The sequence below is a fragment of the Devosia chinhatensis genome, assembly GCF_000969445.1.
Taxonomy (GTDB): Bacteria; Pseudomonadota; Alphaproteobacteria; order Rhizobiales; family Devosiaceae; genus Devosia; species Devosia chinhatensis.
In genome coordinates this window covers 326,592-351,148 of record NZ_JZEY01000061.1, presented here as the reverse complement: position 1 = coordinate 351,148, position 24,557 = coordinate 326,592, and the positions used below count along the sequence as shown (strand labels likewise).

At 63.1% G+C, this 24,557-nt stretch carries 22 protein-coding genes and 1 riboswitch; of the genes, 14 read left to right on the top strand and 8 right to left on the bottom strand.

Features of this window, described 5'->3' with window-relative positions; genetic code table 11:
* Positions 1-49 precede the first annotated feature (49 nt).
* Positions 50-1,084, bottom strand: a complete 1,035-nt coding sequence (locus tag VE26_RS12055; RefSeq protein ID WP_046105511.1) for an NAD(P)H-quinone oxidoreductase — start codon at positions 1,082-1,084, stop codon at positions 50-52.
* A gap of 82 nt (positions 1,085-1,166) precedes the next feature.
* On the opposite strand from VE26_RS12055, the gene VE26_RS12050 reads away from it, so the two are divergent.
* A complete protein-coding gene (locus VE26_RS12050) occupies positions 1,167-1,349 on the top strand; it encodes a DUF1192 domain-containing protein (protein WP_046105510.1) in 183 nt (60 codons plus the stop codon).
* Positions 1,350-1,641: 292 nt separating this feature from the next.
* Positions 1,642-2,169 (top strand): protease adaptor protein RcdA, encoded by a 528-nt coding sequence (rcdA, locus tag VE26_RS12045; RefSeq protein WP_046105509.1) that lies wholly within the window; start codon positions 1,642-1,644, stop codon positions 2,167-2,169.
* 92 nt (positions 2,170-2,261) lie between these two features.
* Here the strand turns inward: rcdA and rpmE are convergent, their stop codons facing one another.
* Positions 2,262-2,483, bottom strand: coding sequence for a 50S ribosomal protein L31 (gene rpmE / locus VE26_RS12040; RefSeq protein ID WP_046105508.1), 222 nt, complete (start codon positions 2,481-2,483; stop codon positions 2,262-2,264).
* A gap of 210 nt (positions 2,484-2,693) precedes the next feature.
* On the opposite strand from rpmE, the gene VE26_RS12035 reads away from it, so the two are divergent.
* Positions 2,694-4,496 carry an ABC transporter ATP-binding protein gene (locus tag VE26_RS12035; protein WP_084620400.1) on the top strand — a complete coding sequence of 601 codons (1,803 nt, stop codon included), beginning with the start codon at positions 2,694-2,696 and terminating at the stop codon, positions 4,494-4,496.
* 30 nt (positions 4,497-4,526) lie between these two features.
* Here the strand turns inward: VE26_RS12035 and VE26_RS12030 are convergent, their stop codons facing one another.
* Positions 4,527-5,249 carry a thiamine diphosphokinase gene (locus VE26_RS12030; RefSeq protein ID WP_052715873.1) on the bottom strand — a complete coding sequence of 241 codons (723 nt, stop codon included), beginning with the start codon at positions 5,247-5,249 and terminating at the stop codon, positions 4,527-4,529.
* A gap of 27 nt (positions 5,250-5,276) precedes the next feature.
* Positions 5,277-5,375: riboswitch (TPP riboswitch) on the top strand.
* A 62-nt stretch (positions 5,376-5,437) separates the two neighbouring features.
* On the opposite strand from VE26_RS12030, the gene VE26_RS12025 reads away from it, so the two are divergent.
* The 3 genes from VE26_RS12025 (at position 5,438) to VE26_RS12015 (ending at position 8,745) form a co-directional block, all read left to right on the top strand.
* The gene (locus VE26_RS12025) at positions 5,438-6,451 is read left to right on the top strand and encodes a thiamine ABC transporter substrate-binding protein (protein WP_052715872.1); all 1,014 of its coding nucleotides are present in this window, start codon (positions 5,438-5,440) and stop codon (positions 6,449-6,451) included.
* A gap of 64 nt (positions 6,452-6,515) precedes the next feature.
* A complete protein-coding gene (locus tag VE26_RS12020) occupies positions 6,516-8,126 on the top strand; it encodes an ABC transporter permease family protein (protein WP_152658833.1) in 1,611 nt (536 codons plus the stop codon).
* Positions 8,110-8,745, top strand: a complete 636-nt coding sequence (locus tag VE26_RS12015) for an ATP-binding cassette domain-containing protein (RefSeq protein WP_046105506.1) — start codon at positions 8,110-8,112, stop codon at positions 8,743-8,745. Before VE26_RS12020 ends, VE26_RS12015 begins: the two co-directional genes overlap by 17 nt.
* 15 nt (positions 8,746-8,760) lie before the next feature.
* Here VE26_RS12015 and VE26_RS12010 read toward each other — a convergent pair whose 3' ends face one another.
* Together VE26_RS12010 and VE26_RS12005 are read right to left on the bottom strand one after the other, a co-directional pair.
* Positions 8,761-10,752, bottom strand: a complete 1,992-nt coding sequence (locus VE26_RS12010; RefSeq protein ID WP_046105505.1) for a hypothetical protein — start codon at positions 10,750-10,752, stop codon at positions 8,761-8,763.
* A 48-nt stretch (positions 10,753-10,800) separates the two neighbouring features.
* Positions 10,801-12,090: an adenylosuccinate synthase gene (locus VE26_RS12005; protein WP_046105504.1), complete on the bottom strand. Its 1,290-nt coding sequence runs from the start codon at positions 12,088-12,090 to the stop codon at positions 10,801-10,803.
* A 153-nt stretch (positions 12,091-12,243) separates the two neighbouring features.
* Here VE26_RS12005 and VE26_RS12000 point away from each other — a divergent pair, with 153 nt between their 5' ends.
* Together VE26_RS12000 and VE26_RS11995 are read left to right on the top strand one after the other, a co-directional pair.
* Positions 12,244-13,203: a DMT family transporter gene (locus VE26_RS12000; protein WP_046105503.1), complete on the top strand. Its 960-nt coding sequence runs from the start codon at positions 12,244-12,246 to the stop codon at positions 13,201-13,203.
* Between the two features lie 52 nt (positions 13,204-13,255).
* Positions 13,256-13,738: a hypothetical protein gene (locus VE26_RS11995; protein WP_046105502.1), complete on the top strand. Its 483-nt coding sequence runs from the start codon at positions 13,256-13,258 to the stop codon at positions 13,736-13,738.
* Between the two features lie 95 nt (positions 13,739-13,833).
* Here the strand turns inward: VE26_RS11995 and serA are convergent, their stop codons facing one another.
* Positions 13,834-15,417 (bottom strand): phosphoglycerate dehydrogenase, encoded by a 1,584-nt coding sequence (serA, locus tag VE26_RS11990; RefSeq protein WP_046105501.1) that lies wholly within the window; start codon positions 15,415-15,417, stop codon positions 13,834-13,836.
* Positions 15,418-15,576: 159 nt separating this feature from the next.
* Complete coding sequence (locus VE26_RS11985) at positions 15,577-16,758, bottom strand: phosphoserine transaminase (RefSeq protein WP_046105500.1); 1,182 nt, start codon at positions 16,756-16,758, stop codon at positions 15,577-15,579.
* A gap of 284 nt (positions 16,759-17,042) precedes the next feature.
* Between VE26_RS11985 and VE26_RS11980 the strand changes: the two genes are divergently transcribed.
* Both VE26_RS11980 and VE26_RS11975 read left to right on the top strand, forming a co-directional pair.
* Positions 17,043-17,537: a ferritin-like domain-containing protein gene (locus VE26_RS11980; RefSeq protein WP_342018414.1), complete on the top strand. Its 495-nt coding sequence runs from the start codon at positions 17,043-17,045 to the stop codon at positions 17,535-17,537.
* A 245-nt stretch (positions 17,538-17,782) separates the two neighbouring features.
* Positions 17,783-18,061: a hypothetical protein gene (locus VE26_RS11975; protein WP_052715870.1), complete on the top strand. Its 279-nt coding sequence runs from the start codon at positions 17,783-17,785 to the stop codon at positions 18,059-18,061.
* Positions 18,062-18,159: 98 nt separating this feature from the next.
* Here VE26_RS11975 and VE26_RS11970 read toward each other — a convergent pair whose 3' ends face one another.
* Entirely contained in the window at positions 18,160-20,460 is a 2,301-nt protein-coding gene (locus tag VE26_RS11970; RefSeq protein ID WP_046105498.1) for a Tex family protein, read from the bottom strand.
* A gap of 272 nt (positions 20,461-20,732) precedes the next feature.
* Here VE26_RS11970 and VE26_RS11965 point away from each other — a divergent pair, with 272 nt between their 5' ends.
* The 4 genes from VE26_RS11965 to VE26_RS11950 are packed head-to-tail and all read left to right on the top strand — an operon-like array spanning position 20,733 to position 24,472.
* A complete protein-coding gene (locus VE26_RS11965) occupies positions 20,733-22,037 on the top strand; it encodes a PQQ-dependent sugar dehydrogenase (RefSeq protein WP_046105497.1) in 1,305 nt (434 codons plus the stop codon).
* A gap of 10 nt (positions 22,038-22,047) precedes the next feature.
* Positions 22,048-23,022: an ABC transporter substrate-binding protein gene (locus VE26_RS11960; protein WP_200897245.1), complete on the top strand. Its 975-nt coding sequence runs from the start codon at positions 22,048-22,050 to the stop codon at positions 23,020-23,022.
* The gene (locus VE26_RS11955) at positions 23,022-23,786 is read left to right on the top strand and encodes an ABC transporter permease (RefSeq protein ID WP_200897244.1); all 765 of its coding nucleotides are present in this window, start codon (positions 23,022-23,024) and stop codon (positions 23,784-23,786) included. The genes VE26_RS11960 and VE26_RS11955 overlap by 1 nt, the downstream gene beginning before the upstream one ends.
* The gene (locus VE26_RS11950) at positions 23,771-24,472 is read left to right on the top strand and encodes an ABC transporter ATP-binding protein (protein WP_046105495.1); all 702 of its coding nucleotides are present in this window, start codon (positions 23,771-23,773) and stop codon (positions 24,470-24,472) included. Before VE26_RS11955 ends, VE26_RS11950 begins: the two co-directional genes overlap by 16 nt.
* The last annotated feature ends 85 nt before the right edge of the window (positions 24,473-24,557 follow it).

Sequence of the window (24,557 nt, the reverse complement as noted above, 5' to 3'; positions counted from 1 at the left end):
AGGGGGAACTGACCTGCAATATAGGCAAAATGCCGCCTTTCCGCAACGATTAAGTGGGCTTGTCCCCGGCCCCGAATGCGGTCGTCAGGATCAGTTTGCCGTAATGGCTGCGCCCTTCCATCAGGGCATGGGCCTTTGCTGCGTCCTCGAGCGAAAAGGTGGTGATGGCGGGCCGGGGCCAGTCCCTGGCGGCAAGGGCGGGCAACAGGTTATCCTGCATATGCCGGGCGATCGCCGCCTTGGTTTGCGCGTCCTGCGGACGAAGGGTCGAGCCGGACAGGGTGAGCCCCTTGGCCATCATCTGGCGCAGCGGCAGTTCGGCCGTGCCGCCGCCCAGCGTCGAGACCTGCACGATATGGCCGTTGCGCGCCGCTGCCTCGACGTTGAGCCGGGCAATGTCACCGCCAATGAGATCGACGATCCGGTCGGCGCCATGACCATCGGTTATGGACATGACGCGATCAACGATCTGTTCCCGGGTGCGATCGATGATCGCTTCGGCACCGAGCGACAGGCAATAGGCGCCCTTGGCCGTGTCGGAGACGACGGCGATGGCCCTTGCCCCCAGAATGCCAGCGATCTGGATGGCCGCGCCGCCAATCCCGCCCGAGGCGCCGTGCACGAGGACGAACATGCCCTTGCGCAGCCCCGCCCGCATGACCAGGGTCTGCGTGATGGTGAACCAGGTTTCGGGCAACGCCGCCGCTTCCACCAGGCTCCACCCCACTGGGACAGGCAGGACCTGGCCGGCCGGAACGGCAGCGTATTCGGCATATCCGCCGCCATTGGTCAGCGCCATCACCTTCTGGCCTGGTTTGAGATCAGCGACATCACCGCCCAAGGCGGCAATCTCGCCGGCCACTTCCAGCCCAGGCAGGGGCGACGCGCCGGGCGGTGGGTCATATAACCCGCGACGCTGGGCGAGGTCAGGGCCGTTCACGCCGGCCGCCGCGACGCGGATCAGCACGTCGTTCGCACCATAATTAGGCAGGGCCATGCGATGGGGCACCAGCATGTCGGGTCCGCCCGGCGCATCAATGGCGATGGCGAGCATGTCTGGGGGAAGGCTTTGCGGCAAAGTCATGCACGGATGCTGGCGCAAGCCGGCTTGCCCCGCAAGGGCATACCGCTACACTTGGATTGCAAAGGAAACAACGGAGAATGAAATGGACGAGATCGAGCGCAAGCGACCGACAAGCCATGATATCGGCATGGTGCTCGACAGCCTGTCAGTGGAAGAGTTGCAGGAGAGAATTGCGCTTCTCGATACGGAAATCGTCCGACTGCGCGCCGCCATCGATGCAAAGGGCAATTCACGAAAAGCTGCAGAAGCTGCGTTCAAGTTCTAAGGCTGCTCTCGGTTCCGTGAAGAGACAGAGTTAAGAAATCGAGTCCTGTTAAGGCGCAATTAATCATTGGGCGGTAATCTCTTCTTATTCAGATTGTTCTGGATTTTTCAGAGTGGTTTCTCCCTCTGTTTGACGCCTCCCTGTTAACTTCGAGAGCTGCACGTTGCGGCTCTTTTTCTTTTTTGACGCAGGGTTTGGTCGCCACCTTTAAACCGGATTTTTAGGATAGGCGGAACCGAAGGGTGACGCTGGGCACTTGTATGCCTAGCATAGGCCAACTGGAGGACTGCCCGTGGCCGAAACCGGCGAAACCAATTCTGCGATAGCCATCGGTCCCCGTATCGTTGCCTCGGGCGGTTTTGACGTGCTGTATCGCGAGGGTATGGGCCTGATCGAGACCGTCGCCGCCTATCTCGATGATCAGGGACGACTTGAAAGCCGTGTCCTGCCACGGGAAGCAGGCTTCCTCTATGCAACCGAGTCCATGCGCCTGACCACCAGGCTCATGCAGCTGGCCTCCTGGCTCTTGCTGCAGCGGGCGGTCAACGAGGGTGAGATTTCGCGGGAAAATGCCCGGGCTGAAAAGGAGAAGGTCAAGTTCTCCGCTACTCCTTCAGAACGCGGCGGACCCGGATATGACCAATTGCCGCCCCGCCTGCGCGATTTTATCGACAAGGGCGATCGCCTGTTCGAGCGGGTCATGCAGCTCGACAGCCTCGAAAAGGGCAATTTGCCGTCCCTTGATGGTATCGATGCCCGGGTAAATGGCGTTGCCGATCAGCTTTCCCGTCTCAAGGCGGCCTTTGCCCGCATCGACTGAGGCCATGCCGTCAGTCTGCGCACGCTGAATTGTGTGGCTGACAAAAAGCCCGGCGCGATGGCCGGGCTTTTGAGAATTCATGCAGGATGAGCTTAGATGCCCAGGCCCTTGAAGCGCTCCTTGAAGCGCGAGACGCGGCCGCCGCGATCCATCAGCTGACCCGTGCCGCCGGTCCAGGCCGGATGAGTCTTGGGGTCGATGTCGAGCTGCAGCGTGTCACCTTCCTTGCCCCAGGTCGACTTGGTCTGGTAGGTGGTGCCGTCGGTCATGACCACATTGATGACGTGGTAATCGGGGTGAATATCGGTCTTCATGGCGTCGCCTCAAATCAAACGGGCGCCGCAGCGCCCGGAGAGCAAATCTGGTGTTGGGCGGCTTCCTACATGAGATGCACCGGCTTCGCAAGGGTGCGGGGGTGGCAATTTTGCCCAATCTCGCACGGTTGCGGGGAGCGGGGGGCAGGGCCTATATGAGGACATCGCCCCGCGCGGTACGTCCTCCAACCGACACGGCATGATCCAGCAATGACAGACCAGGCCGTTTCGGCTGAAACCGATCCCGACGCGATCGTGGCGGAAGTGCAGGCCGCTCCGCGCCGCCTCCAGCCGCTTCGCAGACTCGTTCCCTTCATTCTCGCCTATCCGGTGCGCCTGTCGCTGACAGTCCTGTTCCTTTTGACCTCGGCGATTACCTCGCTGGCCATTCCGGCGGCCTTGGGCGGCGCCATCGATGAGGGTTTCGTGGCGCAGAACCTCGACAATGTCGGGCGTTACGGCTGGATCATCGTCTCTATTGCGGCCCTCATGGCGATTGCCAGTGGTGCACGCTTCTATTTCATCTCCGTCATCGGAGAACGTGTGCTGGCCGATCTGCGTCAGGCCGTGTTCGGTCATCTTCTGGCGCTGGATGCCCGCTATTTCGACACCAATCGCATCGGGGAGCTGACCAGCCGGCTCAACGGCGACGTCGCCGTGATCCGCGGCGCGGTCGGGTCGAGCTTTTCGCTCGCCCTGCGCTCCATGGTCACCATCATCGGGGCGCTGGTGATGATGATCCTCACCAGCCCGGTCCTGACCCTCGCCGTGGTGATCGCGCTGCCCACGGTACTCGTGCCGGTCATCGCCTTTTCCCGCCGGCTGCGCGGCATGTCGCGCAAGACCCAGGATGCTCTGGCCGACCTTTCGGCCATGGCGACGGAAATGCTGGGGGCGAACCGAACCGTCAAGGCCTTTACCCAGGAAGCGGTGCAGTCCGCACTTTACGACGAGCGCAGCGAAGCCAGTTTCCGTGCGGAAACGCGCCGACTGGGCGCGCGCTCGGTCATGGTCGCGATGGTCATATTCCTCGGCACGGCGGCGCTGGTCGGGCTGGTCTGGTGGGGCGCCCGCTCGGTCTTCGAAGGCTCGGTTTCCGCCGGGCAATTGGCGCAGTTTCTCGTCTATGCATTGATGGCTGCCGGCGCGCTCACCAATGTCTCCGAAGTGCTGGGCACCTTGCAGATGGTTGCGGGTTCCACCGAACGGCTCACCGAAATTCTCGATACCGAACCGGCCATCAAGGATCCGGCAGTGCCGGTAGCATTGCCTCAGCCGCCACTGGGCACGGTGGAATTCGATCAGGTTCGCTTTGCCTATGACGGCAACGAGCCGGTTCTGTCCGACATCAGTTTCTCGGTGGCAAAGGGACAGACCGTAGCGCTTGTCGGCCCCTCGGGGTCGGGCAAGTCCACCGCCTTGTCCTTGCTGCAGCGCTTCTACGATATCGACCACGGCGCCATCCGCGTCGATGGCATCGATATTCGTCAGGTTGCCCTGCATGACCTGCGCTCGCGTTTTGCTTATGTCGAGCAGGAGCCGATTATTTTCGCCGGCACGATCGAGGAGAACATCCTCTTCGGCAAACCGGGCGCCAGTCGCGCCGATGTCATTGCCGCTTCCAAGGCCGCTCTGGTGGATGACTTCGTCTCCGACCTGCCCAATGGATATGACACGGTGGTGGGCGAGCGCGGCGTGATGCTTTCAGGTGGGCAGAAGCAGCGCCTCGCCATCGCGCGGGCTATTCTTAAGAATGCGCCAATCCTTTTGCTGGACGAAGCCACCTCGGCGCTGGACGCGCAAAGCGAACGGCTGGTGCAGGTGGCGCTCGAACACCTCATGGAAGGCCGTACGACGCTGGTCATCGCGCATCGGCTGGCCACGATCCGCGATGCCGACACCATCCTCGTGCTCGAGGCCGGTCGCATCATCGATCAGGGCAATCATGACCAGTTGGTAGCCAAGGGCGGGCGGTATGCCGAGCTTGCCAAGCTGCAGTTCCGCGACGCCTAAAGGCGTAGCCGTGCTCCGGCAGAGGCTTTATCACAAAGCCTGGGCGCCACCATCGGCGGCTGGGCACAACTGTTCGACCAGGTCCCAGAGACGTTCCCGCCCCAGGATCAGCAGCCAGGGCGTTGCGTCCCGTGGCACGATTTCCACCGTTCCGCCTGTGCCTTCATTGGACGTGCCGAGTCGGCCGGCGGGGTCGAGCAGCAGATTGATCATCGGGTAGAACAGTCCCTCGGTGCGTTCGAAAACGATGGGGACCAGCGGGTGGACGGAGATGCGTTCCCGTGGTGCTGCCTCGAACGAGAAGGACCCCGAAACCGCCAGCGCCACGTCCACCTCGTCGATCAGGATCACCCGACGCCTTGCGGCTACTTCGTGTAGGGCGCTTAGCGCAGCCAGGGTATGGTCGAGCCGTTTGCCGGTCATGCCCAGGGCCAGTGTCACCGGTGCGCTGGTGGAATAGAGCGCTTTCTGGAAGTCGGTGGTGATCTGCTCGGGGATATGGATGACGCGGGTTCGGAGTGCCCAGCCCTCCCGGTCCGTAAGCGAATCGAGATCACCCAGAATGGCGTCCGGAACGAGCCCAGCCGCGCCCAGGGCATCGGCCCCACCGTCTGCGGCGACCAGGCCCACATTGCGAGCCGCAAGATCGCGCAGCAGCGCCGGCTCGACGTTGCCGCCGCCCACAATGGCGAGCGGGCGGTCATAAGTCAGCAGGACCGGCTTGCTGATGTCTTTGGGGAAGGGGGATTGCACTGGGGGAAGTCTCTTAATATGGTCCGCATCGTCTCGCTGGGGTGTTCCGGTTACTGCCGGAGCTGAGAGTTACCCATAGAACCTGAACCAGGTCATGCTGGCGGAGGAAGTTCGAGATGGCAAGGTCGCTCTCGGGCGTCCACACCATTGACACATCCCTTCACCCATGGCCGCAATTGAATGAAGGGATGACCCATATGGTCAAGTTCTCCTCCATCGCGCTTGCGGTCCTTCTTGCCGGAACGTCCGGCATTGCGCTCGCGCAGGACAAGCCGAACCTTACCATCTACACCTATGACGGTTTTGCCTCCGACTGGGGCCCCGGCGTGCCGCTCAAGCAGGGCTTCGAGGCGACCTGCGCATGCACGGTCACTTTTGTGGGTGCGGACAGCTCGATCGGTACGCTGCGTCGCGTGCAACTCGAAGGCGATACGACCGAAGCCGATATCCTGCTCGGGCTCGATACTGCGATTGCGGGCGAAGCAAGGGCGACTGGGTTGTTTGCCGATCATGGGCTGAGCCTGGACAATCTTGTCCTGCCCGAGGCCTGGACGGATGCGCAATTCGTGCCGTTCGACTATTCCCACTTCGCCTTCATGCACGACATTGATACCATGCCCGAGGCGCCGGCCAGTTTCGAAGAGCTGATCGCCTTGCCCGACACGATCAAGATCGCCATCCAGGACCCGCGCTCCGCTACGCCTGGCCTGGGCCTGCTGCTCTGGGTCAAGGCTGCCTATGGCGATCGGGCCCCGGAAATCTGGGCGGGGCTGAAGCCCAAGATTCTCACCATTACGCGCGAATGGAGCGAGAGCTATAATCTCTTCTTGGAAGGCGAGGCGGACATGGTGCTCTCCTATACGACGTCGCCGGCCTATCACATCCATGACGAGGACGATCACTCGATAAAAGCGGCGCTGTTCAGCGAGGGACATTTCCCGCAGATCGAGGTCGCGGGTATCCTAAAATCCTCCGACCAGCAGGACCTGGCACGCGACTTCCTTGCCTATCTCGCCTCGCCCGAGGGGCAGCAATTCATTCCCACCACCAATTGGATGTTCCCGGTGGTGGACTTGGGCGACAGGCTCGATCCGTCCTTTGCCGGCTTGCCGCAGCCGGAAAAGACGCTGACCATCCCAGAAGAAGACATCACGGCCAATTCTGCGGCCTGGATCGACGAGATGCTGGCGGCGGTGCAATAGGGATTGGGGCCGTCTGGCCAAGATGCAGCTCCTCCTCCTCTGGACAAGGGGAGGAGGCTCTATGGTGCCTGAGACAAATCTCATGCTGACACTGCCCAAACGCCCCATCCGCATCGCCATGGCGACCGCCCTTTCGTTCGCCATCGCCGCCCTGATCGCCGCCGTGCTCTGGGCGATCCTTGCGGCTGCCACGGATGCAAGCGGTCATTCCCGGGTCGACATCGCCCATCTGTTGCGCATGACCTCGCTGCAGGCGGGCCTCACCACGATCCTGTCGCTCCTGGTGGGCATGGCCTTGGCCTGGTCGCTCAACCGGCTGCGGTTTCCGGGAAGAGACGTCGTGGTCAGCCTTTTCGCCTCCGCCATCGTCACGCCCGGCATGGTGGTGGCCTTCGGGCTGCTCTCCATCTGGGGTCGCAATGGCTGGATCAACCAGCTCAGCCAGACCCTGTTCGGCATCGGCTTCGACAGTCCAGCCTATGGACTATCGGGCATCCTCCTCGCCCATGTGATCCTTGATGGCGCCTTTGCCGCCCGCATCCTGCTGGCCCGGCTCGACTCCATTCCCGCCACACGGCTCAAGGTCGGCCAGTCCCTGGCGCTTGGCCCGCTGCAGCGGTTCCGCCTCATCGACTGGCCCGCCATGGCCTTGTCTTTGCCAGGACTGGGTGCCGTCATCTTCCTCCTCGCCTTCACAAGTTTTCCCATCGTCCTGCTTCTGGGCGGCGGCCCGGCCAACCAGACGTTGGAAGTGGCCATCTTTTCCGCCGTTCGCCTCGATTTTGACCTGGCGGGCGCGGTGCGGCTTGCGGTTACCCAGATCGGCGTTTGCGCTTTGGTCATCGTGCTGGCTTCGGCCTTTTCTCCGGTTCCTGCCGCCTTGGGGCGGTCGGCGCAGCCGCGCTGGCGCGATGGCCCCACTACACGCTTGCTCCAATGGGGGGTGCTGATTGTTTCGGTGCTTGCTTTCGCGCTGCCGCTCTTGTCAGTGCTCTATGACGGCATTGTGGGAGGGTTCGGCCGCATCATCGCCCAGCCGGCCTTCTGGCGCGCAACGGCAACGTCCATCCTCATCGGCACCGCGTCTGCCGCCCTCACGCTGGGTCTGGCGCTGATCCTGGCTCTTGGCCGCAGCGCCGCCCGCCATCCCCTGGCACGGACAAGCCTCGGCATGCCGGCCTATGCCTATCTCGCCGTTCCCGCAGTGGTGCTGTCGCTGGGATTCTTTCTTTTGGTGCGCGGCCTTGGCGTGCCCACGGGGCTGGCCGCGCCTTTCGTGGTCGTCGGCGCCAATAGTCTTCTGGCCCTGCCTTTCGCCATGGCAACGCTCGGACCGCCGCTCGACGCCATCGTGCGCACGCGCGGCAAGCTGATCCGCTCATTGGGGCTGACCGGCTGGATGCAGTTCACGCGCATAGAATATCCGCTGCTGGGTCGGGATATCGGCTTGATGCTGGCGCTGAGCTTCTGCTTTTCGCTGGGTGACCTGGGCGTGATCGCGCTTTTCGGAACGCAGGATTTCCAGACCCTGCCACTGATGATGTACCGGGCGCTCGGCTCCTATCGCAACAACGATGCAGCGGCGATCGCCGCTCTGCTGCTGATCGGCACCATCGCCGCCTTCGTTCTTTTGCCGCGTCTCATCGAAAGGCTTGCCCATGCTGGTCGCCGATAAGCTCCAATTCGCCTATCCGGGCGCGTCGCCCTACAGCTTTTCGCTTCTCGCGCATCCCGGCACGGTGACGGCAATCTCGGGGGCCAGCGGGTCAGGCAAATCGACCTTGCTCGACCTGCTTGCGGGGTTTCTTGCCCCTGGCGCCGGCCGATTGGCGCTCGATGACGTCAATCTCCTGCCCCTGCCGCCCGAGCGCCGTCCTGTCTCGCTTCTCTTGCAGTCCGACAATCTCTTCGAGCATCTAAGCGCAGCAGACAATGCCGAACTGGGGCTAGCCCGGGACCTGCCTCGGCAGGAGCGCCGCGCAAAGGTTGCCGAAGCCTTGGCACAGGTGGGCCTTGCCGGCTTCGAGGCCAAACCGGCGTCGATGCTTTCGGGCGGACAGAAGCAGAGAGTTGCGCTGGCCAGAACGCTCCTGCGCGACCGGGCCGTGCTTTTGCTCGATGAACCGTTTTCTGCGCTGGACGACGAGACCCGCGGCACGATCCGCAATCTGGTCGCCGACCTCACCGCGCAGCAGCGCTGGCATACGATCCTGGTCAGCCATCATGGTGACGATATCGCGGCCTTGGCGACGAGCCATTACAGGCTCGAAGCCGGACGGCTACAGCGCGCCTGAGAAAGGCGCGCCCTGCTATTCGGCCCAGGCGGCCAGCGCGCGGTCGAAGAGAACCTGGGCGTCCTCATCCTTTTCGAGCGTCAGGATCGCGTTGCGGCCCGTTCCATAGATTACCGCCAGATCCATCCAGCGGCGGCTGCGCAGCAGATCGGAATTGGTAGCGACGTCATTGGGCGATGCGCTGAGCGCGAAGAGGAATGAATTGCCCACCACGCGGGCAGCGGCGCCGCTAAGCGCGGTTCCGGGCACCAGTTCCTCGTTCTTGAGAAGCACGCCCGCCAGGGTGGCGATGGAGCCACCCATGAACGTGTCGGGCACATCGAAGGTAATTTCCATCAAATGGCTGGCCGGCAGGATCGGGTCGCTGTTCTTGCGGATCGTCAGCGTGACGTCGAGATTGCGGGCAGGGATGGAGGCGCGTGCCTGAAGGGTCGGCAGCCCGATATCGTCCACGCCTTCCGTCCAGTCCACCGTGCCCGAGAACGGCACCGCTCCGCTCTGTCCGTCATTGGAGGCTTCGAGCAGCAGCGACTGGTTTCCGGCAAGGTTCACCGGATCGACGCTGGCAGCCGGATCGTCGGCAGCCGCAATCGAGGTGTCGGCGCCCGAAAGGCGCTCCTCGGTCTTGTTCTCGCCGGTGCCGATGGACGGCAGCACGGTTTCGGTCCCGTTGGGTGTTACCGCTTCAGGTGTGGGCTCAAGCCGGTCACCGGCGTCGAGCCCTTCCAGCGCGCTCGTGGGCTCGCTGGTGGTCGTGGTCGCCGTATTGCCGGGGCCGGCTGCGCCTTCGCCGTCAACGCTCGGATTGGCCTGGGTGGTGTCCAGTGTCGGGACAGTGGCCTGCTCCGGTGCCTGGGCGGTCTCAGTCACGACGGGCTGTGCACGGCCGAACATCTGGTCGAGGTCGATATAGTCTTCGCGCCATGCCCAGAAGCCGGCGCCGCCGACGCCCACCAGAAGCAGGGCGAAAACGACGAGGAAAATGGTGAGGCCTGCGCCTGAACGAGTCTGGGCCTCGGCGGCAGCAAAGCTGGATTCATCGGAGCGCTCGGCGCCTTCCACCATGCCTTGGGGCAGCTCGGGGGCTGCGGGCGCCTGCGAAAAGTCGCCCCGGGCTTCGCGGTCCAGGGTTTCGATGGCGCGCTCGATGGCGCCCTCGGCTTCTCGGGCTCCATTGCCCTCGACATCGACTTCCCGCACGGCTGACAGGGCGGGCTCGACCGGCAACGGCGGATCGATGATCACGGGCGCGTTGGCGGGCGCTGGAGCGGTGGACAACGCCATGGCAGCTGGCTCGACGCGCGGTGCTGCGGCGAAGGGGCCGAAGGAGCGAGATGTCGACGCCGGTGTGTCGCGCCGCGGCGCGAAGAAGGACGGGCGTTCCGGCGCGCTGGAAGGCGCCGGCACGGCGACAGGCTGCAGCGTCGGGGCGGGCTCGGCCGCCGGACTGTCGGTTTCGTCAGAAACGGCCGAGATCGTTGCGCCGGACGCCTGGGCTGCCTCGGCAATGATGTCTTCTATCGATTTGGCTACCGGCGGCGCGACAGCGGCGGGAGCGGGCTTCGGCGCCACTTCAGCTTCGGGCGCCGGCGGCATCAAATCCTGCTCGGGTTCGGGTTCCCTCTCGAGCTGGGGCGCGGAGGGTTCCTCCACGACAGGGTCCGGCTCGCTGACGGGCGCCGGCGGGACCACGACTGGCGGTGGCGCCACGGGTTCCGGCCGGGCTTGTGTCGGGCGCGGCGCGGCAAAGCTGGGCCGGTTTGCCACCCGGCTCTCGCGGCCCAGATTGATGATGGCTTCGCTGGCTTCCTGCTCGACCTGGCGGATGCAGTCTTCGAGCTGCAGGCGGTGCTGGGTGATGTCGCGGGCCGGCAACGGGGGCTGGATAGCACGCAATTGCCCGACTAGAGCGGAACGCGCCTTTTCATAGACCGCGCGACGCGCGGACCCATTATTCTCGGGCAGCGCCGAGATTGCCCGACGCAACAGCTCCTTGTAATCCGCCATTGGCTACTTGGTACTCACTCTGACAGCGCAGTCTTGTAACAAAATTTCTCAGTCTTGGAATGGGTCAACCACGAGGATCGTGTCGGCGCGTTCCGGGGAAGTGGACAACAATGCGACCGGCGCGCCAATCAGTTCTTCTATGTAACGCACATATTTGACTGCCTGCGCCGGCAATTCGGCCCATGAACGCGCGCCGGCCGTGGTGTCGGACCAGCCTTCGAGCGTTTCGTAGATCGGCTTAACCCGCGCCTGTGCTCCCATTGAGGCAGGCAAATAATCAATGCGTGATCCGTCCAGCTCGTAGCCGACGCAGACTTTGATCTCCTTGAGCCCATCGAGCACGTCGAGCTTGGTCAGGGCAATGCCGGTAATGCCCGAGGTCTTGACGGTCTGGCGCACCAGCACGGCGTCGAACCAGCCACAACGACGCGCACGACCGGTGTTGACGCCGACTTCCTTACCGACCACGGCCAGGTGGCGGCCAATTTCATCGTCCAGTTCGCACGGGAAGGGACCTTCGCCGACGCGGGTCGTATACGCCTTGGTGATGCCGAGCACATAGCCGATGGCCGTGGGGCCCAGTCCCGAACCGGCAGCAGCCTGTCCGGCAACCGTGTTGGACGAGGTCACGAAGGGATAGGTGCCGTGGTCGTTGTCGAGCAGCGCGCCCTGGGCGCCTTCGAACAGGATGCGTGCGCCGGCCTTGCGCTTGTCCTCGAGCACACGCCAGACCTGGTCCGTGAAGGGCAGGATCTCGTGAGCGATCGAGGTCAGTTCCTCGTGGATCGACTGGGCTGAAATCTCTGTCAGACCCATGCCGCGGCGCAGCGCGTTGTGGTGGGTCAGCAGCCGTTCGATCTTGGGCATCAGCGTCTCGGGTTCGCTGAGATCGACGAGGCGGATGGCCCGGCGGCCGACCTTATCTTCATAGGCTGGGCCGATGCCGCGGCGGGTCGTGCCGATCTTGAGGCCGGAATTGGCATCCTCGCGGATGCCGTCGAGCTCGCGATGCAGCGACAGGATCAGGGGGGCATTGTCGGCGATGCGCAGCACCTCGGGGGTGATCTTTACACCTTGGGCGCGCAGCTTGGCCATTTCGGCGACGAAATGATGGGGGTCGACCACGACACCGTTGCCGATCACCGAAAGCTTGCCTTGGACCAGGCCGGAGGGCAGCAGCGCCAGCTTGTAGCTCACGCCATCGATGACCAGCGTATGGCCGGCATTGTGGCCGCCATGAAAGCGCACGACGACGTCGGCGCGCTCCGAGAGCCAATCCACGATCTTGCCCTTGCCCTCGTCGCCCCATTGCGAGCCGACGACAACCACATTCGCCATAATCCAGTCTTCCCCAAAGAACGCGCGTCAACGAGTCCGGCATTGCACCGGCCTCTTTTCGATTGGACGTTCGTGTCCCCGGCCACCTTTGTCTGATTTGATTGTGGCCGAATAGCTGCTAAGTCCGATTGTCCTTACATCACCAAGACGACGATGACAAAGCCGCACGAACAGCAAAATAGCGGCAAATTCGCCCGCATCCTCGATCAACCCTATCTTTTGCTCATTCTGGCCCCGCTGTTCTGGGGCGGCAACGTGGTGGCGGCCAAGCTGGTCGTGGGCGAAATCGACCCGTTTCTGCTGCTTTCGGCGCGCTGCGTCGGCGCCACATTGTTCATCCTGCCGTTCTCCCTGCCATTCCTGCGGGCAGACTGGCCGGTCATCCGCCGGACCTGGCCGCTGGTCATGGGCTTTGGCGCACTCGGCTATGCGCTCTACAACGTACTGCTTTATGTGGGGCTCACCACCACGACGGCGGTCAACTCCGCCATCGAAACCGGCGCTTTGCCGATGATGATCCTTTTGGCCAATTTCGTTATCTTTCGCGTGCGCGCCAATGTCCTGCAGATCCTGGGCGTCGCCATCGCCATTTCCGGGGTCATGCTCACCGCCACGCATGGCGACCTGCGGCGCATCCTGACGCTGGACATCAATATCGGCGACGGCTTCATCCTGCTCGCCTGCCTCACCTATACGGCTTATACGCTGGCGCTGCGCTATCGCCCGCAGATGCACATGATGAGTTTCATGGCGGTCGCATTCCTCGGTGCGGCTTTGACGGGGCTGGCGATGCTGCAGGTGTTCGGGCCGGGCCTCGGCAGTTATGCGTCCATCCCGTCCATGTCAGTGACGGTATGGGCCGTGCTGATCTATGTGATGATCTTTCCGTCCATGTTCAGCCAGATCGCCTATGCGCGCGGCGTCGAGCTGGTCGGCCCGAACCGAGCTGCGCCCAGCCACAACCTGATCCCGGTCTTTGGAGCGCTCGGCTCGGTGCTGATCCTCGGTGAGCGGCTCGAGCCATACCATTACCTCGCCGCTGCCATCATCATCGGCGGAATCTTGTTGGCCGAATGGGCGGCGCGGCGGCACGTACTACGCAGTACTCCGTAATTGCCAGCAGCAGGATCGTGTGTTCCTCTTTTGTTCAAAGGAGGGCGCGCTCATGTCCATGGAAGTATACGTATTTTCTGATCGTCGTCTGGACTCGATGGCCGAATGGCAGGCGGCGCTGGATGATGCAGGCTTTAACATCAGGCTGGATGCTTCTCGGGATTTCCTCGACGTCGCCGGTTTCCTCCCGGTGACCATCGATGACAGGCAAAGTGGCTTCGAATGCGACCACTTCGATGCCGGCAAAGTACTCGATGAACTCAAGGCGGAGGGTTTTCCGGCAGACCGCCAATGGCGATGGTTGCTGGCTTTCCGGTTTGGCGGCCTACGCTACGAGTGTATCTCCGCTCTGGTGTCTGCAGCACTTTACATGCGCGCAACCGGCGGCGTTTTGTTCGATTGCGAGGAAGGCGAGTATTATGGGCCCGATAGCGCCCTGGACTATGCCGAAAAGGCGTCCAATCCTATGGGTTGGGACAATCTGGAGCGTCTCATGCAGGGGATGGCGACAAAGGCGCCGGACCAGTCCACCTGAGGCTGATTTCTGGCACCCAGATAGGGGCTCTGAAGGAAGAAAAACCCCGCCGACTGAGCCGGCGGGGCCTTGATTTGGCGCAAGGTCAAAATTGCCTAGAACTTGAGCGCCTTGGCTTGCTTGACGCCTTCGAGCTTGGCGATCTGGCCCAGCTGTTCTTCGGTCAGTGTACCGTCGATCGAGACCAGTGCGATGGCGTCGCCACCAACCTCGGCGCGGCCAAGGTTGAAATTGGCGATATTGATGCCCAACGTGCCCAGAAGCGTGCCGAGACGACCAATGTGGCCGGGCCGATCCTCATTGGTGACATAGAGCATGGACGGCGTGAGCTCCGCTTCCATGTTGATGTCCTTGACCTGGATGACGCGCGGCCGGCCATTGGCAAAGATGGTGCCTGCAAGGCCCCGGGTCTGGCGTTCGGTCGTCACCACGAGACGGACATAGCCCTCATAGGCGCCCTGCTGGTCGCGGGTGGTGGTCTCGACGACAATGCCGCGATCCTTGGCGATCTGCGGCGCCGACACCATGTTGATGTCCCCGAGCGAGGGCTTGAGCACGCCATTGATGGCGGCAGCGACCATCGGACGGGTGTTAAGCCCGGCCGGGGTGCCTTCGAATTCGATCTTGATGCCACTGATCGCGGTCTCGGTCAGCTGACCGGCAAAGGAGCCGAGCGCCTCGGCAAGCTTGACCCAGGGCGTGATGATCGGGGCTTCCTCGGCCGAGATCGAGGGGAAGTTCAACGCATTGGTGATCTCGCCGGTCATCAGGTAGGCCGAAATCTGTTCGGCGACCTGGAGAGCGACGTTTTCCTGCGCTTCGGTCGTCGCGGCACCCAGGTGGGGCGTGCAGATGACGTTGGGCAGCTCGAACAGCGGGTTGCTTTCCGCCGGTTCCACCAGGAACACGTCGAGCGCGGCGCCTGCAACCTGGCCGGACTTGAGTGCATCGTAGAGCGCAGCTTCATCGATCAGGCCGCCACGCGCGCAATTGATGATGCGCACGCCCTTCCTGGTCTTGGCCAGCGTCTCGGCGTTGAGGATATTGCGCGTGGCGTCGATCAGCGGGGTGTGCAGCGTGATGAAATCGGCACGAGCGAGCAGATCGTCGAGCTCCACCTTTTCGATACCCAGCGTCTGCGCGCGTTCGGGGGTGAGGAAGGGGTCGTAGGCGACGACCTTCATCTTGAGGCCAATGGCGCGGTCAGCGACAATGGAGCCGATATTGCCCGCACCGATCAGGCCGAGCGTCTTGTTGGTGACTTCCACGCCCATGAAGCGGTTCTTTTCCCACTTGGAGGCGCGGGTCGAGGCGTCGGCTTCGGGCAGTTGACGGGCGAGGGCCATCATCATGGCGATGGCATGTTCGGCCGTGGTGATGGAATTGCCGAAGGGCGTATTCATCACAATGATGCCCTTCTTGGTCGCGGCCGGGATATCGACATTGTCAACGCCGATGCCGGCGCGCCCGATGACCTTGAGATTGGTGGCAGCGGCGATGATCTTTTCGGTCACCTTGGTGGCCGAGCGGATGGCCAGGCCATCATATTGGCCGATGACGTCGAGAAGCTTTTCCTTGTCCTTGCCCAGGTCGGGCAGGTAGTCGACCTCGACGCCGTTGTCCTTGAAGATCTGGACTGCGGTGGGGCTCAGTTTATCGGATACGAGAACTTTGGGCATGTGGAATGGTCCCTGCGGTTTGGTTGCAAGAGCAGGATTTGAGCCTGCGACCTTGCATGAATGGGTTGTTTGCTCGGCTGCCTCCTGACGTCACCACCGGGTTTGTCCCGGTGGTCCATTGACGAAGGTGCAAAAGCAGCGTCGTGTCTTCCAAGACGGTCAGGCAGCGGCCCCAAGGGCAGCCTTCTCCTGGGCGAAGGCCCAGTCGAGCCATGGCGTCAGCTTGACAAGGTCATCGGTTTCGATGGTCGAGCCGGCCCAGATCCGCAGACCTGCCGGAGCGTCCTTGTAGGAGCCGAAATCATAAGCCACGCCAAGCTTGTCGAGCCGCGACACGATAGCCTTGGCAAAGGCGGCCTGGGCATCGGGATCGAGCGCGGCGACCGCAGGATCGACAATGGACAGGCACACCGAAGTATTCGAGCGCTGCTCGGGCACCTTGGCGAGGAAGTCGACCCAGTCGGTCTTTTCCACCCATTCGGCCAGCGCCTTGAAATTGGCATCGGCGCGAGCCTGCATGGCCTTGAGGCCTCCGATCTCGAGGCCCCATTTCATGGCGTCGACGGCGTCTTCGATGCAGATCATCGACACGGTGTTGATGGTTTCGGCCTTGAAGATGCCTTCGATCAGCTTGCCGCCCTTGGTCAGGCGGAAAATCTTGGGCAGCGGACGGTCCGGCTTGTAGGTCTCGAGCCGTTCGACGGCACGCGGCGACAGGATCAGCACGCCATGCGCCGCCTCGCCACCCAGCGCCTTCTGCCAGGAGAAGGTCACGACATCGAGCTTCTGGAAATCGAGCTTCTGTGCGAAAGCCGCGGAGGTGGCGTCGCAGATGGTGAGACCTTCGCGGTCGGTCGGGATCCAGTCGGCATTGGGGACGCGGACGCCAGAGGTCGTGCCATTCCAGGTAAAGACCACATCCCGGTCAAAATCGACCTGATCGAGGTCCGGCAGTTCGCCATAGGGCGCCTCGAGCACCCGGCAGTCAGCGAGCTTGAGTTGCTTTTGCACATCGGTCACCCAGCCGGCTCCGAAGCTTTCCCATGCCAGCATGTCGACGCCCCGGGCGCCGAGCGCGCTCCAGAGAAACATCTCGACAGCGCCGGTATCGGAGGCAGGGACGATGCCGATGCGATAATCGGCAGGAACTTCGAGCAGCTGACGGGTGAGGTCGATGGCTTCCTGGATGCGCGCCTTGGCGATCTTGGCGCGATGCGAGCGGCCGGTCAGGGCGCCGGCAAGGGCATCGAGCGTCCAACCCGGACGCTTCGAACAGGGACCCGACGAAAAATTGGGGTTTGCCGGTTTGACCGCCGGTGCGGTGTGGGGCGTCTCAGCCATTCTCAGCGGCCCTCCCAGGCCTATGCGTCTCGCGTTAGGGCGAGATGTCCTGAGGCTGCAAATACGCCTGCGCCGATACGGCGTCAATGGAGATTGTTGACAGAATATGGGTGTCATCGGCAAGCGGGGCAGCCGGCGCGTACACTCTGGCCAGGTGTCTCCTTTTCAAAGCTCGACTGATGCCTACGTCGCGTTCGATCTAACCTCAGTTAGTGAGGCATCCAACGTCGTCTCCAGGAGCTTTTGACCCGTAAGCAGAATGGAGATGCAGGATGTCGACACCATTGGAAATCTACGTGGCTGGCCTGCGCAACGCACATGCCATGGAAAATCAGGCACTTGCCATCATGCATCCGCAGGTGTCGCGCATCAAACATTATCCCGAGATGGCCGAGCGACTTGACCAACATGTGGTCGAGACCGAAGGGCAGCTAACGCGATTGGACAGGCTGCTGGACAAGACCGGCAGCAGTCATTCCAGTCTCAAGGATACCGCCTTGAGCATTGGCGGTACCCTGGCAGCTTTGGGTCACTCCATGGCGCCTGACGAGATCGTCAAAAACAGCTTCGCGAATTTTGCGTTCGAGAATTACGAAATCGCAGCTTACAAATCACTGCTTGCCTTGGCGGAACAAGTGGCCGACGACGAGGCCATCTCTCTGCTGCAACACAATCTCGATGAGGAAATCGCGATGTCCGAATGGCTGGACAGTGCGATTGAGCCGCTGACACTGCGCTATGCCAGTCTCAGCGACAGCGCCACCGAGGCCAAGAAGTAGCGCGATGCGAGGCCCGAACGCGCCGCGCCCGGAGACGGACCGCAGCATCAGCCGTAATCTCCAACAGCCAGTGGATCGATGGCTCCTAGGGGCGTCGCCTCTGGGTGCGATGCTCCGCATCGGAGGCTTTATCGCCGGCTTCATCCTGATCGGCGGCACGATCATGGCATTTTTAAACCCACTGACGTGACCGTCTTCAATTCCGGGTCGGCCGTACATGTCAGGATGCAATAGGGAGGTAAGCGATGAAGTCTGATACAGACACGGCTATCACGGGCGAGCGTCTGCGTGCCGATATCGACGCCGGGCTGACAGGGGACAAGATTGCTTTTCCCGATCCGGCGGCTGCCCCGCTCGAAACGGACGCTGAGGCGGGCGGAAACGCGACCTCTTTCCGTTCCGAACGCCGCCAGCCCGCAGCCAATCCAAAAGGCAATTGGGCGGGAATGCTCATCTATGTGGGGCTAGCGGCCTTGATCGCGTCTGTCGCAGCGTCAATCGTGTGGCTGGGAACCGCCGCATAAGGCATCCGCATGGTTCACCGATTTCACCTGGCCGAGACACTACCAGAAAACGGGATGCTCAATATGCTTCTTTCGGGTACTTGACCGCTCCTGCTCGGTCAGGTCTTGCGGCGCATGGCTTCGCTGAGGCGATCGCCGAGGGAGCCGGTGCTGCTGGTGGGATTTTGGTTTTGCTGCGGCCGTGCGGAGCGGGCGGGCTTTTCGCGCTGACGCTCGCGCGGCGCGCTCTGGTCAATCTCCTTGCGCATCGAGAGTCCGATGCGCTTGCGCGGAACATCGACCTCGACCACCCGTACCCTGACCACGTCGCCGGCCTTGACCACCTCATGGGGGTCCTTGACGAATTTGTCGGCCAGTTGCGACACGTGTACCAGCCCGTCCTGATGCACGCCAATATCGACGAATGCGCCGAAGGCGGCGACATTGGTCACCGTGCCTTCCAGCATCATGCCGGGCCTGAGATCCTTGATGTCTTCCACGCCCTCGGCAAAGGTCGCGGTCTTGAAGGCTGGCCGCGGATCGCGGCCCGGCTTTTCGAGCTCGGCGATGATATCGCGCACGGTAGGCAGCCCGAAGCGATCGTCGACGAAGCGTTGGGCGTCGAGCGTGCCCAAAACAGATTTGTCTCCCATCAGCGTCCGCAGGTCCCGACCGCAAGCGGTCACGATCTTGCGGGCAACGCCATAGGCCTCCGGATGCACCGCGGAGGCGTCGAGCGGTTCGCTGCCATTGGTGATGCGCAGGAACCCAGCGGCCTGCTCGAAGGTGCGCTGCCCCAGACGCGGGACGTCCAGCAAGGCCTTGCGCGAGACGAAAGGACCATTGGCGTTGCGATGGGCCACGATGGCCTCGGCGACCGATGGGCCAAGGCCAGAAATGCGGGCCAGAAGCGGTGCGGAGGCGGTGTTGAGGTCGACGCCCACCGCATTGACTGCGTCTTCGACGACGGCGTCGAGGGAGCGGCCGAGCCGGTATTGGTCGACATCGTGCTGATATTGGCCGACCCCGATGGCCTTTGGCTCGATCTTGACCAGTTCTGCCAGCGGGTCCTGCAGCCGCCGCGCGATCGATATTGCGCCGCGCAGTGACACATCGAGATCGGGAAATTCAGCGGCCGCCAGTTCGGAGGCGGAATAGACCGAAGCTCCTGCCTCCGACACGATCACCTTGGTGGGGCGCGGCGCGGGCAGGCGCTGGATCAGGTCAGTCACGAGCTTTTCGGTTTCCCGGCTGCCCGTGCCGTTGCCGATGGCGATGAGCTCGATGCCATGCCTTCCGATCAAGGCCTGGAGGGCCGCCTGGGCGCCGGCGACATCGTTCCGAGGCTGGAAGGGATAGATCGTGTCGGTGGCCAGTACCTTGCCGGTTGCGTCGACCACGGCTGCCTTGACGCCGGTCCGGATGCCGGGGTCGAGACCCAGAGTGGGGCGGGCGCCGGCGGGGGCGGCCAGCAGCAGGTCCTTGAGATTGCGCGCAAAAACCCCGATGGCTTCGAGTTCGGCGCGCTCGCGCAGGTCCACCATGAGATCGATGGAGAGGGTCATCCTGAGCCGCGTGCGCCAGGCCCAGCCGGCGATCTCGCGCAGCCACAAGTCGGCGGCGCCGTCACTGCGGGCGTCGAGCGCGGCAATAACCAGCCGCTCGGCCGGCTTGACCGCGTCCGTGCTGTCGGCATCCACCTCGATATCGAGGGAAAGGACATTCTCGTCGCGCCCGCGCATCATGGCCAGGGCGCGATGGCCAGCCACCTTGTTCCAGCGCTCGGAATGCTCGAAGTAATCGGCGAACTTGGCTCCGGCCTCTTCCTTGCCCTTGACGACCCGGGAAGACAGCATGGCGCGCTCGCGCATATGGGCGCGCAATTGACCGAGGAGGGCGGCATTCTCCGATAGCCCTTCCACGACGATGTCGCGCGCGCCCTCGAGGGCTTCCTTGGTGCCGGGCACGTCGGGCGCCAGGAATGCCTTCGCCGCTTCCTGGGGATCGGTTCGCCGGTTGGCCAGGAGCATTTCGGCCAGCGGCCCGAGGCCGCGTTCCCGGGCGATTTCGGCTTTGGTGCGACGCTTGGGCTTGAAGGGCAGATAAAGATCTTCGAGTTCCGCCTTGGTCGCAGCACCGGCGATCGCGGCGGTGAGCTGCGGATTGAGCTTTCCCTGGTCCTCGATGGACTTGAGGATCGCCGTGCGGCGCGCTTCCAGTTCACGCAGGTAAGTCAGCCGTTCGGCCAGCAGACGCAATTGGGTGTCATCGAGCCCGCCGGTCACTTCCTTGCGGTAGCGCGCGATGAACGGCACGGTGGCGCCACCGTCCAGCAGGTCTACCGCAGCGCGCACCTGCTCGGGGCGGGCGGCGACGTCCTTGGCGATCTGGTTGGCAATGCGGCTGTCGAGCTGGGACATGAATCACTTTCCTGGTTCGGCTGGCGCGACCATAGGGCGGGCTTGACCGAGAGCACAGCAGGGCAAAGAGATTTCCTCAGTCCCGGGAGATACGGCGCCGGCATCTATGGCAATCTCGACGCTGCCGGATCGATCCGCGGCGAGGCCCTCAATGGTCCGGCCTCGTGGAAATTGCCTCTTTTCAGGCGTATTTGTTGGCGCCTGCTCTGGTTCTTGGCCGGAGAAGCCATTAGCGTGGCTTTCCTTTCCGATCGCTTATTCAGAGACGCCCAATGGCCGAGCCCAGTCTATTCGCCCGCCTTGTAGCCCTTGTCGGTGGTATCGCCGTCGCTGTCCGCCATTCCGGCGATGGTCCGCGCCAGCCGGCCTACGGCACCCAGCCGACCATTCCCGATCCCAAGCCGCAGGGCAAGATTCCCACCCTCAAGATGCCCACGGCCAAGGGTTGGGTCGGCGATCACAAGCCCACGGCGGCACCGGGGCTCAAGGTCAACGCCTTCGCCAAGGGGCTCGATCACCCGCGCAACATGCATGTCCTGCCCAATGGCGACGTGCTGGTGGCCGAATCCATGGGCGAAGAGGGCAGTGGGCCGCGTTCGCTGTTCGACCATGCCATGCATGCCACGATGAAGCGCGCGAAGGCCTCGGGCAAGAGCCCGAACCGCGTTATCCTGCTGCGCGATGCCGATGGGGATGGGGTGGCCGAAGAACGCCACGCCCTGATCGAAAATGTGCGCCAGCCCTTCGGCATGGTGCTGATCGGCGATACGCTCTATGTCGGCGCTTCCGACGCCGTCCTGGCCTATCCCTATAGCCTTGGCACAACGCGGATTTCTGCGCCCGGCCGCAAGATCATGGACCTGATCCCCGGCGGTCACTGGACACGCAATCTCATCGCTTCTGCCGATGGCTCCAAGCTCTATGTCGCTGTCGGCTCGCTGAGCAATATCGGTGACCAGGGCATGGCAGCGGAAGAAAACCGTGCCTGTATCCACGAACTGGATCTGGCCACCGGTCAGTCGCGCATCTTCGGCTCCGGCCTGCGCAATCCGGTGGGCATGGCCTGGGAGCCTCAGGGTGGGCATTTGTGGACCGTGGTCAATGAGCGCGACGGGCTGGGCGACGAAACCCCGCCCGATTACCTGACCTCGGTGGTCGATGGTGGCTTTTACGGCTGGCCCAATTGTTACTGGAACCGGGTGGTCGACGACCGTGTGCCGCAAGATGCAGCCAAGGTGGCCTCGGCGCTGCAGCCCGATTATGCCCTGGGCGGACACACCGCTTCGCTTGGTCTTTGCTGGCTGCCCGAGGGCACGCTGCCGGGCTTCCCGCAGGGCATGGCCATCGGCCAGCACGGCTCCTGGAACCGCTCCAAGCTATCCGGATACAAGCTGGCCTTCGTGGAATTCCAGAATGGCAAGCCGGTCGGCATGCCGCGCGAGATCCTCAAGGACTTCCTCTCGCCTGACGAGGAGCATTCCTATGGCCGTCCAGTGGGCGTCGCCATTGCTGCCGACGGTGCCGTGCTGATGGCCGACGACGTCGGCGACGTCATCTGGCGGGTCACCGGCGCATAAAGGCCCCATCGTGTTCACACGTTCGCTCGCGGCATTGACGCTCCTGGCCGGGATGGTTGTCTCCGTCCCGGCCCAGGACACGATTGTTTTGGGATTGCAGGAAAGCGGTACCGTGCAATGGGAGATCGAGGCGATCCGCACGCTCGGCCTGGATCTCCAGCATGGTTTGACGATCGACGTCCGGCCTCTTGCCGATAGCCGGGCCGGGCAGATCGCCCTCCAGGCTGGGGCGGTCGATATCATCCTTTCCGACTTCACCTGGGTTTCGGCGCAGCGCAGCCAGGGCGCCGATTTCACCATGGTGCCGCATTCGCTGGCGGTGGGCGGGTTGATGGTACCGCCCGATAGCACCATTTCCGATGTCACTGACCTTGCGGGCAAGACCATCGGCGTCGCCGGTGGTCCGGCCGACAAGAGCTGGGTGGTGCTTCAGGCCTATTACGAGCAGTTGACCGGCACGGCGCTGGCTGATGTGGGGCAGGCGCGCTTCGGCGCACCGCCCCTCATCAACGAATTGCTCGCCTCCGGCGCCATCGATGCCGGGCTCAATTTCTGGCACTGGAACGCCCGGGCCAAGCAGGCGGGCATGGTCGAGGTGATCTCGGTTGCCGAGATGTTCGCCGATCTTGGGCTCGAGCGCACGCCAGTCCTGCTGGGCTGGACTTTCAGCGAAGCGGTTGCGGCCGAAAAGGCAGACGTTTTCGGCCGCTTCCTCGATGCCTCCTTCGACGCCAAGGCCAGGTTGCTTTCCGACGATGCGGTCTGGACGGAGCTGGCGCCCCTCATGGGGGTGAGCGCGGACGCCTCGCTGTTTGCCCAATTGCGCGAAGACTACCGGGCCGGCATTGTCTCGGGCGTCAGCGGGGAAGATGTGCTCGCCGCCGAGCAGGCCTTCGCCGTTCTGGCCCGCACCGGTGGCAGTGATGTTGTGGGGTCACAGACGCAATTGGCGCCGGGTACGTTCTGGGCGGGATATTCCCGATAGTGCGTCCAGACCGGCAGCGGCTGGCAGGCTGGCGCTGGGAACTGGCTTCCCTGCCGCTCCTGCTCATTGTCTGGCAGGTTCTGGCCATTGTCGTGGCCCATCGTCTCTTCCCCACTCCACTTGAGGTCACCGCTGAGATCGTGCGAGTGGCCAGCCAGGGGCCGCTCCTGGCCGATCTTGCCAAGACCCTGGCGCGGGCCACCAGCGCTTTCGTCATTGCAATGGTCCTGGGCACCGTGCTCGGCCTCCTGCTGGGTCGGCAGGCCATCCTCGACCGCCTGTTTTCCGCCTGGCTTGTCGTCGGGCTCAATCTGCCGGCCATTGTCGTGGCCATCGTCCTCTATATCTGGCTGGGGCTGACGGAGAGTGCGCTGGTCGCGGCCGTCGTCATCAACAAGATGCCCCTTGTCATTGTGACCGTGCGCGAGGGCGTGCGCAGCTTTTCAAACGACTATGAGGAGTTGTCCCGCGCCCTGCGGCTCGATTTTCGACAGCAATTGGCCAAGATCTACTGGCCGCAATTGCTCCCCTTCATGCTGGCGGCAGCACGCACGGGGCTGTCCCTCATCTGGAAGATCGTGCTCGTTTTCGAGGTGCTGGGTAGCGACGGTGGGGTCGGTTATCGCGTCAGCGTTCTGTTCCAGTTTTTCGACGTCCAGGGCATCCTCGCCTATACGGCAAGCTTCATCGCCGTCGTGCTGGCTTTCGAATATGGCCTCTTGCGGCCGCTCGAGCGGAGGGCGCTGGCATGGCGGCAGACCTGACCATCGAAATCACCGAAAAGCGCTATGGCGCGGGCGCGCCGCTCTTTACCGATTTTCACCTATGCGTGCCGCGGGGAAAGGTGGTGGCCTTGCTGGGACCCTCGGGGGTGGGCAAGTCGAGCCTTCTCAGGATGGTCGCCGGGATCGACCGGACCTTCAGCGGCAGCATCCGCCTTGGAACGCAGGATCTGGCCGATGCCCCCGGCATGGTGTTTCAGGATCCCCGGCTTTTGCCCTGGCTTACTGCGGTCGACAATGTACGGCTGGCGAACGGTGCTCTCAGCCTTGCGGAGGCCACGGCGCTTCTCGATCAGGTCGGTCTTGCCGGAGAGGGCCGCGCCTTTCCCGGGCAATTGTCAGGCGGCATGCAGCGCCGCGTCGCACTGGCCCGGGCGCTGGCGACACGCAGCGGCCTGTTGCTGCTCGATGAACCCTTCGTTTCGCTCGACCGGCAGCTTGCCGGCGAGATGCGCACCTTGCTTGCCGGTGTCATCGCCCGGCTCGGTCCGACAATGCTGCTCGTTACCCATGATCCTGAAGACGCGGCACACCTGGCCGATAGTGCCGTCATTCTTTCAGGGCGTCCGGTGCGCATTGCGCGGCAGGTGCAGCTACCCGTCCCGCGTGCCGACCGCGACAGACAGGTCATGGAGGACTATCGTCGGCTTTTCGATGGCGATGCGTGATATGGGCCCAGGCAAAAGGGCCGACGTCTTTCGGCGCCGACCCTTTCATTGCGCATGGCGGATGTGGCGGTCCGCCACAGACCAG